The 13,643-nt window shown below is 34.6% G+C and carries 11 protein-coding genes, 1 tRNA gene and 1 pseudogene; 9 read left to right on the top strand and 4 right to left on the bottom strand.

Translation table 11 applies throughout. The features are described 5' to 3' along the window. Nucleotides 1–174: 174 nt before the first annotated feature. A complete protein-coding gene (locus ACEW8E_RS10585; protein WP_373480311.1) occupies nt 175–1,341 on the bottom strand; it encodes a branched-chain amino acid ABC transporter permease in 1,167 nt (388 codons plus the stop codon). A gap of 151 nt (nt 1,342–1,492) precedes the next feature. Here ACEW8E_RS10585 and ACEW8E_RS10580 point away from each other — a divergent pair, with 151 nt between their 5' ends. Both ACEW8E_RS10580 and ACEW8E_RS10575 read left to right on the top strand, forming a co-directional pair. Beyond that, nucleotides 1,493–2,023, top strand: a complete 531-nt coding sequence (locus ACEW8E_RS10580) for a DUF4330 domain-containing protein (RefSeq protein WP_373480310.1) — start codon at nt 1,493–1,495, stop codon at nt 2,021–2,023. Nucleotides 2,024–2,082: 59 nt separating this feature from the next. Beyond that, nucleotides 2,083–2,565 (top strand): annotated as a pseudogene (locus ACEW8E_RS10575) (Tic20 family protein); the annotation flags it as partial. A gap of 27 nt (nt 2,566–2,592) precedes the next feature. Here the strand turns inward: ACEW8E_RS10575 and ACEW8E_RS10570 are convergent. Continuing rightward, nucleotides 2,593–3,378, bottom strand: a complete 786-nt coding sequence (locus tag ACEW8E_RS10570; protein WP_373480309.1) for a fumarylacetoacetate hydrolase family protein — start codon at nt 3,376–3,378, stop codon at nt 2,593–2,595. A 179-nt stretch (nt 3,379–3,557) separates the two neighbouring features. On the opposite strand from ACEW8E_RS10570, the gene rpsF reads away from it, so the two are divergent. From rpsF to ACEW8E_RS10545, 5 genes are all read left to right on the top strand, one after another. Further along, the gene (gene rpsF, locus ACEW8E_RS10565; RefSeq protein ID WP_373480308.1) at nt 3,558–4,022 is read left to right on the top strand and encodes a 30S ribosomal protein S6; all 465 of its coding nucleotides are present in this window, start codon (nt 3,558–3,560) and stop codon (nt 4,020–4,022) included. Between the two features lie 322 nt (nt 4,023–4,344). Continuing rightward, the gene (locus ACEW8E_RS10560) at nt 4,345–4,701 is read left to right on the top strand and encodes a DUF1818 family protein (protein WP_373480307.1); all 357 of its coding nucleotides are present in this window, start codon (nt 4,345–4,347) and stop codon (nt 4,699–4,701) included. Between the two features lie 47 nt (nt 4,702–4,748). Continuing rightward, nucleotides 4,749–4,822 (top strand) — tRNA-Pro (locus ACEW8E_RS10555). 564 nt (nt 4,823–5,386) lie between these two features. Further along, nucleotides 5,387–6,778: an NAD-dependent malic enzyme gene (locus ACEW8E_RS10550; RefSeq protein ID WP_373480306.1), complete on the top strand. Its 1,392-nt coding sequence runs from the start codon at nt 5,387–5,389 to the stop codon at nt 6,776–6,778. A 273-nt stretch (nt 6,779–7,051) separates the two neighbouring features. Continuing rightward, a complete protein-coding gene (locus tag ACEW8E_RS10545; RefSeq protein ID WP_373480305.1) occupies nt 7,052–7,357 on the top strand; it encodes a hypothetical protein in 306 nt (101 codons plus the stop codon). Nucleotides 7,358–7,404: 47 nt separating this feature from the next. On the opposite strand, the gene ACEW8E_RS10540 is transcribed toward ACEW8E_RS10545, so the two are convergent. Beyond that, on the bottom strand, nt 7,405–8,205 hold the full coding sequence (locus ACEW8E_RS10540; protein WP_373480304.1) for a creatininase family protein: 801 nt from the start codon (nt 8,203–8,205) through the stop codon (nt 7,405–7,407). Between the two features lie 151 nt (nt 8,206–8,356). Here ACEW8E_RS10540 and phoU point away from each other — a divergent pair, with 151 nt between their 5' ends. Together phoU and ACEW8E_RS10530 are read left to right on the top strand one after the other, a co-directional pair. Further along, nucleotides 8,357–9,001: a phosphate signaling complex protein PhoU gene (gene phoU / locus ACEW8E_RS10535; protein WP_373480312.1), complete on the top strand. Its 645-nt coding sequence runs from the start codon at nt 8,357–8,359 to the stop codon at nt 8,999–9,001. Between the two features lie 312 nt (nt 9,002–9,313). Then, entirely contained in the window at nt 9,314–10,915 is a 1,602-nt protein-coding gene (locus ACEW8E_RS10530) for an iron uptake porin (protein ID WP_373480303.1), read from the top strand. 83 nt (nt 10,916–10,998) lie between these two features. Here ACEW8E_RS10530 and priA read toward each other — a convergent pair whose 3' ends face one another. Further along, on the bottom strand, nt 10,999–13,614 hold the full coding sequence (gene priA / locus ACEW8E_RS10525) for a primosomal protein N' (protein ID WP_373480302.1): 2,616 nt from the start codon (nt 13,612–13,614) through the stop codon (nt 10,999–11,001). Nucleotides 13,615–13,643 lie beyond the last annotated feature (29 nt).

The following is a 13,643-nucleotide window of genomic DNA, read 5'->3' as shown; positions in this document are numbered from 1 at the left end:
TCCTAACTCCTATCTCCTAACTCCTATCTCCTAACTCCTAACTCCTAACTCCTATCTCCTAACTCCTATCTCCTAACTCCTAACTCCTAACTCCTATCTCCTAACTCCTATCTCCTAACTCCTATCTCCTAACTCCTATCTCCTAACTCCTATCTCCCAACTCCTATCTCCTAACTATAATTCAGCAGTACGACCTTTTTGAGGAAAAATCCCAGAGGGTTTTATTTGTAAAAAGGCGATAATTAGCACAAATACTAATACTTTTGCCATACTGGTAGTTGCAAAGAAATTTATGACATCCACTATGGGAGTTAAAGAATCTTGAGACATAAGCACTAATCCTAAACTACCAGAACCAATGATATAAGTTACAATACCGATGGCTAAAGCCGCAATAATTGAACCTAATAAATTACCAACTCCCCCCACAACTACCACCATAAAGGTATCAACAATATAGTTTTGCCCTGTATTTGGTCCCACTGAACCCAGTAAGCTAATAGCTACACCAGCAATACCAGCTAACCCCGAACCTAATGCAAAAGTAAGAGCGTCAACGGTAGCGGTAGGAATACCTAAACATGAACTCATGGTACGATTTTGGGTAACTGCCCTAATTTTTAATCCCCAATCTGAACCATTTAAAAACCAATATACGGCTAAAATACATAAAATGGTCAAGATAATAATAAAAACTCGTGCCATAGGAAATTGAAATGCACCTAATGGAATTCCTCCTCTTAACCACGATGGAGCGGTTACATCTACATTTCTCGCACTAAACCACGCTTTTGTTAAGGTTTCGTTTTTACTGTTGTTAATTAATATTCCTGTTAAAACAGCGATGGCACTAGCTAAGGGTAAGGAAATATAAAAAAACTTAGGGCGGATTTGTTGCCAATTTTGTTGACGGGATAAAAACCACATTCCACCGAAAAACAAAAGAGAAAATAAAAGTAAGCTAATAGTCATTGACCAACTTACGCTACGCACGAATTGACGCAGAATTAAACTTACTCCCCATGTGGCTAAAAGGGTTTCTAATGGCCTTCCATAAAGAAAACGGATTACACCCCTTTCTAAAATTATCCCAGCTATAGCAGCAACGACAAAAGCCACAGGAATAGCTACAAATATATAAATATTAAACCAAGGTTCGCCCAATGGCTTAAAAATATTCTGAACAACAAACGTGCTATAAGCTCCTAACATCATCAATTCACCATGGGCGAGATTAATAACTCCCATTAAACCGAAGACGATAGCCAATCCCAGAGCGGCAATTAATAACACTGAACCAATACTGATACCATTTAAAAAGCCTTCTATTAGAGGTAACATTTTTTCTTAAGTTATCTTTTAAAAAGATTATGACTATTAATTACCTTTACTATTAGTATCAAAATTAACATTTATCTTTGACGGTTAAACTCTCCAGTCTCTCCTATTTGGTGCTATATTTTGAAAAGTCTATTTTTATCACAAAATTTCTATGAAAATTGTTGACTCTAAAGGTCGTTTATTCGGAAAAGTAAATATTTTAGATTTAGGTGCGATCGCCGTTATTATTCTTGTCTTAATTGGTATTTTTGTTGTACCCGGTCCGAAAGGTTCTATCGCTCAAGTCGGTGCAGGTAATACTGACACCATCGAATTAAATCTATTAGTTAGAGGTTTAAGTGTTAAAGATCCTGATAGTTTATTAAAACAATTTAATCAACAAGCTAATATTAATATTATTGTCCGTAACGAACCAGCAGGTCAATTAACCGTTGAATCTGCCGAAAGATTAAAAAATTATGTCATTGTTCCTCAACCTGATGGTAGTGTAAAAGCATTATTAGATCCTCGTCCTGAAACCTTTAGTCTTGATATGATGCTATTATTGACTGGTAAAGGACAAATGACTGATGATGGTGCAATCTTAGCAAACCAAAAAATTAAAATCGGTACAGTCTTAGAGTTAGATGGTACTAATTATAATTTCAGAGGTAGCGTTATCGGTGTCAATAAAAAACAATAAACAAAAAACCACCGTGCTTTTAATTAAAAGATCTAAAATATAGTTTACTCAATAAATTTAATTATATGAATTGGCGTAATACAACAAACTGGAAAGATAAACTATTTGCCGCTCTTGTTTACCTTTTTCCCCTATATTCAGCATTACAATTCGGAGTTTTTTTATTCCGACAATTCCCTGTACTGCAATTAATTACTATTCCACTTACTCCCCTAATCATTATCAATCAAATTCCTTTTGGTGGTTTTATTCTCTTTATTGTCTTATTTTCCGCCGTTGTTAGAAACTCTAATATCAGTCATTTTATTCGCTTCAATACCATGCAATCAATACTCATGGAAATCTTATTAATTTTAGTTAGTCTAATTTTTAATATCTTTTCTGGAGTATTAGAAGGATCATTAATTATGGAAACCATTTTTAATACAATCTTTATCGGTACTCTCGTTGCTTGTCTTTATGGCATGATACAATCCGCTTCGGGAAAATATCCAGAGATTCCCCTCATATCTGAAGCAGCTTCAGGTCAAGTTCCTTGGTAATCAAAAACTAACAATTAGTAATTAATTTTATTCTATATCTGGACTGGCTTCTACTTCATTTGTTAACATTCCAATACTTTCAATCTCCACCGTCACAGTATCCCCTATTTTTAAAGGTGCAATACCTTCTGGTGTGCCTGTTAGAATTACATCTCCGGGTAATAAAGTCATAATCTGAGAGATATAGGCTACTAATTCTTCGGGAGAAAAAACCATATTAGACAGTAAACTACACTGTTTTGGAGGATACTCTTCGTTAACAATTGTTTTTAATTTTGCCTCAGAGGTTAATTCTCGCACAATCCAAGGACCTAAAGGGCAAAACGTGTCAAATCCTTTCGCTCTTGTCCATTGTCCGTCTTTTTTCTGCAAATCTCTAGCTGTTACATCATTAGCAATAGTGTAACCCCAGATTTTTCCATGAGCTTCTTCTACAGTACATTTTTTTGTGCGATCGCCAATAATTAAAGCCAATTCTCCTTCAAAATCCACGCGCTGAGATTGTTTAGGGTAAATAATTTTTTGCCCATGAGCAATAACCGCCGAAGAAGGCTTCAAAAAAATTAAAGGCTCTTTTGGAACATCTCCACCCATTTCCGCCGCATGAGCCGCATAGTTTTTCCCTACAGCTACAATTTTAGACGGGGCACAAGGTGCTAATAAATGATACTCAGACTCGTTTAAAACTTGATCAGTAATCTTTCCATTTAACCAAGGAGGTGCATCTAATATCCCTACCGTGCGATTAAGTTGCAACTTACCATAATAAATTTGTCCACTGGTAGTTTTGACCCTTACATAACGTTGTGCCATAATAATAAGTTTTATTAATTATAAATAATTTTGCAATAATTACTTTTTCTGTTATAAATATATAAGCACTATTGCCAAAAAGTATCAATCAATTTCTTTGAAGAAATACTCTCAGGCATTAAAAACCTTGCTTCTCAAACTGTGGGAAGCCATTTTAGTCCAAAAGGAGAAAAATAGAAATGTCCAATACTTATGAAATGATGTTTATTTTGCGTCCTGATTTAACCCATGACCAAGTAAATAAACAATTACACAAATATAATAATTTGCTCAAACAAAATGGAGCTGGAAAAGTCTCTATGGAAATTTGGGGTAAACGTCGTTTAGCATATCAAATCAAAAAATTTCAAGATGGTATTTATATCTTGACTTATTACACTGGAGATGGTACTCAAGTAGCTATCATTGAAAGAGATATGCGTCTGAGTGATGATGTAATTCGTTACCTCACAATGAAACTCGATAATAAATTTCAATTTGAAGAAAAAGACATTCCTGAATTACAACAATCAACTCCTGTAATCTCTCCTGTCGAATCCTCTGAGGAAGAAGTTTCTACTCCCGAAGTAGAAGAATCTATAGTAAATGAAGACTCAACTACCGAAGTTCATGAGGAAACTCAACCAGTACCTGTAGAAGTATAATATTTCTATTTAAGAAACATAAAATAATGTATTAATATATCGTTAAATTTTCTACATTATGTTATTATCTTAAGGATAAATAAATTCAATTTTTATTAAGTTAAAAATTATTATTGGTAAATATTTACCAATGTTACTCATATTTTAATTAATTAAAATAAAGAAAGAAGTAACAAAAGTAGTTGGGAACTTTACTAAAAACTTTAGTAAAAACTCAATATTGAGGCCTGTAGTTAGCCCAGTAAGATTATCCTTACAGAGCTAGAAATATTTGACTATATTTTTAGTAACTATAAAATATGGTTGATTGAGGATAAATAGCTTGATCAAAAAAGGTAAGGGATGGCGTATTGGATGGCAAGAAAAAGCAGTTACTTACAAAGGCTTAATCGGTTCTGATGATTGGGCTTTTGAATTGACTGCTATTGAAATGCAAGATTTTTGCCGTCTTCTCTTACAAATTCATCAAGCAATAATAGACATCAATGAACATCTCATGGAAGAAGAAACTATCACCTGTGAGATGGAAAGTGATTTAATGTGGCTTGGAGCGCAAGGATACCCTAATAACTATTCTCTAAGCATTATTCTTCATCATCATCGAGGATGTGAGGGTACTTGGAAAGAAAATATAACCAAAGATTTCATTCAAGCTACCCAATCTTTAATGCTTTTTTAACTTGACAATTACTTAAAATATTGCTATGATAGATGATTGTTGAATAACGGGGCGTAGCGCAGCTTGGTAGCGCACCACTTTGGGGTAGTGGGGGTCGTGGGTTCAAATCCCGCCGCTCCGATTTTTTGTTTTCGTTGTTTTGATTAAGGTTTACCCCTTTTTTCACTTTTGATAATATTGATAATGCTACTGACAACATCGGCAAAAGTATTCTTATTCTCATTTCTTCCTGTCAGTTTACTTAATGGCATTTTCTCCACCCAAATAATAGACCTCTTGCAAAATAAAAAGTAAAATCTATTTTAGGATGGAAAACGTTAATTTCTTAACTCATTACTCATTACTCATTACTCATTACTCATTACTCCACTTCTGCAAGAAGTCTAATCCATATTGCACTAACAAATCTTAAATAATTCTCATCATTCAAGATTTGTTTTAATGCCACTTCTTGAATTGTACCAGTTATGCTAATTGTCGTTCTCTCAAGGAAAATATTACTATCTTCACTAGCACGGGTTTTGATTAATGGTTTACCTTTGCCATAAGAGAGGTTAATTTGTGTACAAAGGTTTTAAACCCAAAATTTTTTGATAAAAAATAGTGATTTCGTAACAAATAGAGTCAAATGCTAGTCATGGTTCACGATACAATTTAAACGATATTTATATTTATATTCTCAAAAATGGCAGATTTAACTCCTAATTCTAGTTTTAGTTTAACAGTCCGCTTAGAATTATTAAACCGTGCAGGTACATTAGCCAAAGTTACCAAAGCCATTGCCGAAGTTGGTGGTAGTTTAGGGCAAGTTTCCCTGATTGAGCGTAATTTGAAAACCATCAAACGAGAATTGACTATTGATGCTTTCAGTACTGAACACGCAGAAAAAATTGTGGCTGCCATTAAATCTGTTGCGGAAGTTAATATTTTGAATGTAAGCGATCGCACTTTTGACATTCATAGAGGAGGAAAAATTCATATTCAAAGTCGAATCCAGATAACTTCTTCCTCTGATTTAGCTATGGCTTATACCCCCGGAGTTGGTAGAATTTGTAAAGCTATTCATGAAGATCCTGAAAATGTATATTCTTTGACAATCAAAAGTAATAGTGTTGCAATTGTTACAGATGGTAGTGCAGTATTAGGATTGGGTAATTTAGGTCCAGAAGCCGCTTTACCCGTAATGGAAGGAAAATCAATGTTATTCAAAGAATTTGGAGATATTGATGCTTTTCCCGTGTGTTTAGCTACTCAAGATGTAGAAGAAATTATTAAAACCGTTAAAAATATTGCCCCTGTTTTTGGTGGTATTAACCTCGAAGATATTGCTGCACCCCGTTGTTTTGAAATTGAAAAAAGATTACAGGAAGAATTAGACATTCCCATTTTTCATGATGATCAACATGGTACTGCTATTGTAACTATTGCTGCTTTAATTAATGCTTTGAAACTTGTCAAAAAAGAAATAGAAACTATCCGAGTTGTTATTAATGGTGCTGGTGCGGCAGGTATTGCCATCGCCCGTTTATTAAATAAAGCCAATTGTAGTTATATTACGATTTGTGACTCTAAAGGTATTATAAGTAAAGATCGAGAAAATTTAACTAACGAAAAACAATTTTTTGCAGTGGAAAAAGGCGGTTTATTGAAAGATGCTTTAATAGACGCTGATGTGTTTATCGGAGTTAGTGTTCCTAAAATTCTAACACCTGAGATGGTCAAAACTATGGCAAAAGATCCTATTATTTTTGCTATGGCTAATCCTACTCCTGAAATTCAACCTGAATTAATCCAAGACATTGCCGCCGTCATTGCCACTGGTAGAAGCGATTATCCTAATCAAATTAATAATGTTTTGGCTTTCCCCGGTTTATTTCGAGGTGCTTTAGATTGTCGTGCCACTGCTTTAACTACCGAAATGTATCTCCAAGCTGCTAAGGCGATCGCCTCTTTAGTATCTCCTAATGTATTAGATAAAGAGCATATTATTCCCTCGGTATTTGATAATCGAGTGGCAACAACAGTTTCAGCAGCGGTACAACAAGCCGCTAGGGAAGCAGGGGTTGCCAAACTTTAAATAATTCCAAATTAGATTTTTTTTGTTATTTTTACTAATTGAAAATAAAGCCAATTTTTTTTAGAAAAAGGGTTGACAATTAAGATTATTTTTTGTTATAATAGAGTTAATAAACAAAGCCACCTTTTCTTGACCCGTTGCGGTCGGGGAGGGGTCTCTTGTGTCTATTTGTAAAAAATTATTAGAAAAAAGAAAGTATAAATAAGTATTGATAAGGAAAATTGATGATCTCTTAATTGAGATCAAATATACAATTAACTTTATTTACCTAATATGAAATATTTTTTTTTGGCGGATGGATGGACTTATAATCGTATTTGGGAAAGAGGCGGAATTTGGAATGAAAATGCTTGGCGCAGAAAACCTCATATTCAATGTTTACCTTTAGGGATGATTGAAAATAATCAAGTTTTATGGTTACATGAAGTAGAAGACACCATTATCATGGTAGAGGTTATTCCCATAGATGAAAATGCCAAATTATCTTCAACGATAGGTCAAGTAATGCTAAAAAGATTAATAGACACCGAACAAGTAATTCAATCTCTTCTCAAAGCACAACAAATTTTTAAATCATAAATGTGAATTGACAATTAACAATTAAGACTGCTAATTTTATAATTCACTTAGGTTATCTTAGGTGAAAATTGATACACTTCTTCAATAACTTTTACCCAACCTTGTGCTAAAGATGCTAGGATTTGATAGCCTTTTTCTTGAGTAGCGACGGTGGCATCACCCATAACGCCAGTTTCACTAACTTCTCTGGTTAACCATGCAAAGGGTAAATTTCCTTCCATAGATAATAAATTAGAGGATAAATTTCGAGGATATTCTTTGACGGCTAAATCCATTTTTACCTGATGAGGTAATAAAGCTAACATCAAACTGGTTTCCGCATCTCCTGCATGGATTCCTAATTCTTTTTCTTCTGGGGTTAACAATTCATTGGTAATATTAGGTACTTTCCAAGTAAAAAGAGGAAAAATAGAGAAATCTGGAAATTTTTGGTGTAAATCACGGGCAACAATCTCCATTATCTGTGGTTGTCCTCCATGAGAGTTCATTAGTATTAGTTTACGAAAACCAGCTTGATAAATACTGATGGCGGTTTCTTCAATTAAAGAGTATAGTGTATGAGCAGATAAACTAATTGTACCAGCAAAACCATCATGCTCATTAGATTTACCATAATAAAGAGTGGGTAAGCTATAGGCTGGAATTGTAGGATTTAATAAACTTAAAGCCTTGCCTAATACACCCTGACTGATAGCGGCATCCACAATTAAAGGTAAATGATAACCATGTTGTTCAATAGCACCAATGGGTTGGATAATAACAGTATTTTCTTTTTCTGTCATCATTTCAATGTCTTGCCATGTTAAATAAGCAAAAAATCTTTCGGGGGGAATAAAACCATGAATCATAATTAATTAATTTATTACAAAAATTTTTATTTCAAGATAAAATGAGAATCTAAGAAATAGGATAAGACTTTTTAATTTATATATCCTAAAATTATCGTCTGTTTTGCTGTAAATAGGGGCATAGTAAATAGTGGCATTATCACATCAACTCATGGGGGATGGTAGTCAACTACAAAAACAAACAAGTAAGGTAGCTCAAGATGTATTAAGAATGGGTGCATTAGTAGAGGATTCCTTTCGTTATAGTCATCAAGCATTATTTGAAGGGGAATTGGAAGCAGTGGAAATTATTACCATTCAAGATAAAGAAATTGATAGATATTACCGAGAAATTGAACTACACTGTGCCAGTATTTTAACATTACAATCTCCTGTAGCTCAAGATTTAAGAATATTAAGTGCTTTTATGCAATTGGTGCGAGATTTAGAAAGAATAGGAGATTATGCCGAGGATTTGGGTAAAATTGCTCTTAAACTAACTATTTATCCTCGTCATCCTTGTATGCCAGAGTTAGCAGTTATGTCAAAACAAGCACAAATGATGTTAGCAAAAACCATGGTAGCTTTAAGTGAGTTAGATAGTGAAGCAGGGCAAAAAATCCAACTCTTAGATGATACGGTTGATTATGCTTATGAACGTCTTTATAATACTTTAGCTTATCAAACGGATATAAAAGGGGTAGTTGAGCCTATAGTATTACTAACTCTTGCAATTCGTCATTTAGAAAGAATGGCTGATCATGCTACTAACATAGCCCAAAGAGTTTCTTATATTGTAACAGGGCATCGTAATTAATCAGAAAAAGGAGTAAGGAGTAATGAGTAATGAGTAATTCTTCAAAGATAGGAGATAGGAGATAGGAGTAATATTGAATTATCTATAAACGGATGATTTAAAATCCGAAGCCTAATACCTTATATAAAGATAACTTATCAGCATCAGAAGTAGAAGAGCCAGTATTTATAATTAAAATTTTGGGATAATATTCGATATACACATAAAATTTATTCGATTATTGTGATTAAGAATACTAAGAAAGTTGTTAAAACGTAAAGATTTGTGATACTATCTTGAAAATATAAAAGGTGTGAGAAATTTTTTAAAAATATGTTAAAATCAGTCAAAAGCTACAGTATCGCTACTCCTGCTATTATCGCCTTAGCAATGGTAGCTAACGGTGTAAGTACTAATTCCGCTAATGCTAACGAAATCGCTAATACTAATTCTAGTTTAGAGCAGATTTCTGAGTATAACCAAACTCAACCCATGGGTCAAGTTACATCAGTTTCTCAATTAAGAGACGTTTCCCCTACAGATTGGGCTTTTGAAGCTCTCCGTAGTTTAGTTGAGCGTTACGGTTGTATAGTGGGTTATCCTGATCGTACATTTAGAGGAAATCGTGCTTTAAGTCGTTATGAATTTGCAGCAGGTTTAAACGCTTGTATGCAACAAATGGAACGCTTAATTGCGGCTAGTGAAGCTGTCACCAGAGAAGACATCGAAAAATTAAAACGTTTGATGGCAGAATTTGAAACAGAATTAGCGGCTTTAGGTGCAAGAGTTGATAACTTAGAAGGTAGAGTTGCTTTCTTAGAAGATCATCAGTTCTCTACAACTACCAAGTTGAAAGGGGAAGTTATTATGGCATTTACTGGTTTTGGTTCTAATAGTCAAGGAAATGATCAATTCACTTTAAGTGATCGTGTTCGTTTAACTTTAGATACTTCTTTCACTGGAAAAGATAGATTAAGAACTCGTTTAGCCGCAGGAAATGTACCTCGTATTAGAACTCAAACTGGTAATCAGACAGCTAGTACTCAAGCAAGACTTAACTTTGAACAGTTTACTGGGGACGCTGGGAATGACGTAGTTCTTGATCGTGTTTACTACACTACTCCTATTGGTGATAAATTCAAGTTTTGGGTTGGTACTGCTATGCTTTCTGAGGACATTTATGAAACCTTCTCACCTTATACCGAAAGTAGTGGTACAGGTTCTTTATCTCGTGCTTTACGTTTTAACCCTGTTCTTTATCGTAACTCAGGGGAAGCGGGTATCGGTGTTAAATATAAATTTAACAAAACCTTTGATGTTACCGCATCTTATTTAGCAGGTAATAATAATAGTGCAGCTAATCCTAACCAAGGAAATGGTTTATTTAACGGTGTTTACAGTGCTGGGGTTCAATTTGGCATTCATCCTAGTAAAAACCTTGACTTTGGTATTGGTTATATGTTTGCTTATGATAATGCCAATAACGTTGGTGGTGGCTTAACTCCTGTTGGTGCTTTAAACAATGAACTTCGTGGGGTATTTGTAGAAAGTCATAATGTGGGTCTTCAAGGTAACTGGCGTATTTCTCCGAAGTTTAATGTATCTGGTTGGGGTGGTTACAGTGACTTAAATGATCCTAGTAATGGTGGTGCTAATGCCGACTTATGGACATTTGCTTTAAATTTATCTATGCTTGATTTATTGAAAGAAGGTGCTGTCTTAACTGTAGGTGGTGGAATGTTACCTTATATTAATGATGTAGGTAATGCCACATTAGGTGGTACAACATCTTGGATTGTGGAAGGTAATTATAACTATCCTGTCACTGATAATATTTCTATCACTCCGGGTGTTTATGCTGTATTTAATCCTAACCAAAATAGTAGTAATGATACTGCAGTGGTTGGTGTAATACGCAGTGTATTCAAATTCTAATTTGATTGGTTAAGGGATAAAAATTATTCTTTAAATCAAAGTTAAATAGTGGATCAACTTTTCGGAGTTTGATTCACTTTTTTTTATTCTATCCTAAGAGGATCAACGTCAATAATTAAAGAGACAGTGCCATGACAATATTGTTTTAGAGTGAGTAATTTTTCTTTGATTTCTTCAGTAACAATATTTGAGGATTTAAGTAATATTTGCCAACGATAACGCCTTGCTACTCTCATAACGTTAGCTGGGGCTGCCCCTAATATTTCGATATAATCTGGTAATAAATTAGCGCAAATATCAGCGATAGTATCAGCACAGTCTCGAACTTTATCGCCGTCAATACCACTAAACCGCAGTAAAATTAAATTGCCATAGGGAGGATAATTTAAACTCTGTCTTTCTGGTAATTCTCGTTGACAAAAACTCAAATAATCGTGATTTTTAACCGCTTGAATTACAGGATGTTCGGGGGAATAGGTTTGAATAATAACTTTTCCTGCATCATCCCCTCTACCTGCACGCCCTGCTACTTGGGTTAAAGTTTGAAAAGCTCGTTCACTAGCTCTATAATCAGAATGAAATAGTAAACCGTCAGCAGAAACGACTCCTACCAGAGTTACTTGGGCTAAATCGATGCCTTTAGTTAACATTTGAGTACCTATTAATACATCTGCTTTACCTGCTCCAAACTCTTCTAAAATACGTCTATGGGCATTTTTAGTACTGGTGGTGTCACTATCGAAACGCAAGATTTTTAAATCAGGAAATTCTTTTTCTAATTCTAATAGTACTTTTTGAGTACCTGTGCCGAAAAATTTTAAGTAAGGGGAAAAACACTGAGGACATTTTTTTGGATGCAATTCTGTATGGTTACAGTAATGACATCGTAATAATTCTGTTGCTCCTTCGTGGGTGTAATGATAAGATAAGGAGACATCACAATGGGGACATTCCATAACATAACCACAACTACGACAAGACACAAATGTACTGTGCCCTCGACGAGATATAAATAAAATCGCTTGTTTTCCTTGAGGTTTAAGGTTATTAAGGGCATCTCGAAGGCTATGACTAAAAATACTGCGATTGCCTTTTCGTAATTCTTGTCGCATATCCACGATTTCTACGGGGGGTAATGGGCGATTTTGGATGCGATTAGGTAAGGATAAGTAATAATTTTGCCCTTTTATTTGCAATTCTGGGGGAGAAGAAAGTCCCCAATTTTGGGGATTTAGGGGCGAATTTTGTTTTAAGTCTGAGAGATTTCGCCCCCCTTCCCCCAATTCTGGGGGAGAAGAAAGTTTCCAATTTTGGGAATTTAGAGAGTTATTTTCCGTAGCTAAACGCCAAGATTCGAGGGATGGGGTGGCAGAGCCTAAAATAAGAGGACAATTGACTAATTCTGCTCGATATTGGGCTATTTTGACGGCGTGATAGGTGGGTATGGGTTGATGTTGTTTGAAACTTGTATCATGTTCTTCGTCTAAGATTATCATGGCAATATTTGGTAAGGGTGCAAAAACTGCACTTCTTGTGCCGATAATAACTTGAGATTCTCCTGTTAACATTTGTCGCCAAGTATCATATCTTTCTCCGTCGCTTAAGGCACTGTGATATACACATACTTTATCCCCGAATCTTGCCCTAAATCTGTCGGTTAGTTGCGGTGTTAAGCCGATTTCTGGTACTAATACTAAGGCTGATTTTCCTATTTTTAGAAGTGGTGCGATGGCCTGTAAATATACTTCGGTTTTTCCTGAGCCTGTCACTCCGTGTAATAATACTGTAGAATAACAATCTAAACTATTAATAATTTCTAATGCACGAGCTTGATCTTTTGTCAAGGTTTTAGGTAGATCTTTTTGAGGAGAAGAATCCTGTAATAAACGCAAAGTCTCTCTTTCTTGAATCACTACACAACCTTTTTTAGCAAGGGTATTAACCACCGAGTTACTATTTAATTCACAAATTTTGAGTAATTGTGGTAAAGGTAATTCACCGTCATGATTTTTGACAATAGTTAAGACATCTCGTTGTTTTTGGGTAAGTTGACTATCTTCATTTTCCCCAAGAAAGGTGACAATTTTAGTTAATTTGGGAGTTGCTTTTGAAGGAGATTGCAAAAAAATTTCTAGCCATTGTTTTTTGACTAATCCCTTAATGGCATTTCTAGCGTTTTTGATTTTTTGATTGATGAAGCTATAGGTATAATCTCCTGTTTTGCTTTGTTTTAGTAGTTTAATTACTTCTATCTGACTAATAGTACAATCATTATCAATATCATCAGGAATATTTTGGGTTAATAATCTTACTCGTCGTTGAGATTTGCCTAATAATTTCGGCGGTAAAGCAACCCTAACGACATTAATTAAATCTGTTAAATAATATTGTGCAGTGAGTTCGAGTAATTGCCAATAAGATTCAGGAAAAAAGCCTGTAGTGATAACTTCCTCTATTTCTTTAATTTTCTCGATTTCTAAATTTTCGGGAGGTTGAAATAATAATTTAATGACAATACCGCCAACGATGGCATTTCCGAAAGGAATACTAACAATATCTCCTGCTTTGATAATTGTATCTGGTTTAATTTTATAAGTATATAATCCTTCTGCATAAATGCAATCTACTAAAATTTCTACCCATTGAGGAGATGGTATTTTTTCCACTTGATAAGTATATATTGGTTCAGCTACTTTCATACTTGTTAGATTTTTTTGGAGAAATGGAG

This window comes from Geminocystis sp., assembly GCF_041753295.1.
GTDB lineage: Bacteria > Cyanobacteriota > Cyanobacteriia > Cyanobacteriales > Cyanobacteriaceae > Geminocystis.
The sequence above is the reverse complement of the archived record's forward strand: the minus strand, read 5'-3'. Positions and strand labels throughout refer to the sequence as shown.

What these genes read in the sequence shown, in the direction of transcription:
- phoU (WP_373480312.1), top strand. Translation starts at nt 8,357, where the DNA reads ATGGGGGATGGTAGTCAACTACAAAAACAAACAAGTAAGGTAGCTCAA.
- ACEW8E_RS10585 (WP_373480311.1), bottom strand. Translation starts at nt 1,341, where the DNA reads ATGTTACCTCTAATAGAAGGCTTTTTAAATGGTATCAGTATTGGTTCA.
- ACEW8E_RS10580 (WP_373480310.1), top strand. Translation starts at nt 1,493, where the DNA reads ATGAAAATTGTTGACTCTAAAGGTCGTTTATTCGGAAAAGTAAATATT.
- ACEW8E_RS10545 (WP_373480305.1), top strand. Translation starts at nt 7,052, where the DNA reads ATGAAATATTTTTTTTTGGCGGATGGATGGACTTATAATCGTATTTGG.
- ACEW8E_RS10540 (WP_373480304.1), bottom strand. Translation starts at nt 8,205, where the DNA reads ATGATTCATGGTTTTATTCCCCCCGAAAGATTTTTTGCTTATTTAACA.
- ACEW8E_RS10550 (WP_373480306.1), top strand. Translation starts at nt 5,387, where the DNA reads ATGGCAGATTTAACTCCTAATTCTAGTTTTAGTTTAACAGTCCGCTTA.
- priA (WP_373480302.1), bottom strand. Translation starts at nt 13,614, where the DNA reads ATGAAAGTAGCTGAACCAATATATACTTATCAAGTGGAAAAAATACCA.
- ACEW8E_RS10570 (WP_373480309.1), bottom strand. Translation starts at nt 3,378, where the DNA reads ATGGCACAACGTTATGTAAGGGTCAAAACTACCAGTGGACAAATTTAT.
- rpsF (WP_373480308.1), top strand. Translation starts at nt 3,558, where the DNA reads ATGTCCAATACTTATGAAATGATGTTTATTTTGCGTCCTGATTTAACC.
- ACEW8E_RS10530 (WP_373480303.1), top strand. Translation starts at nt 9,314, where the DNA reads ATGTTAAAATCAGTCAAAAGCTACAGTATCGCTACTCCTGCTATTATC.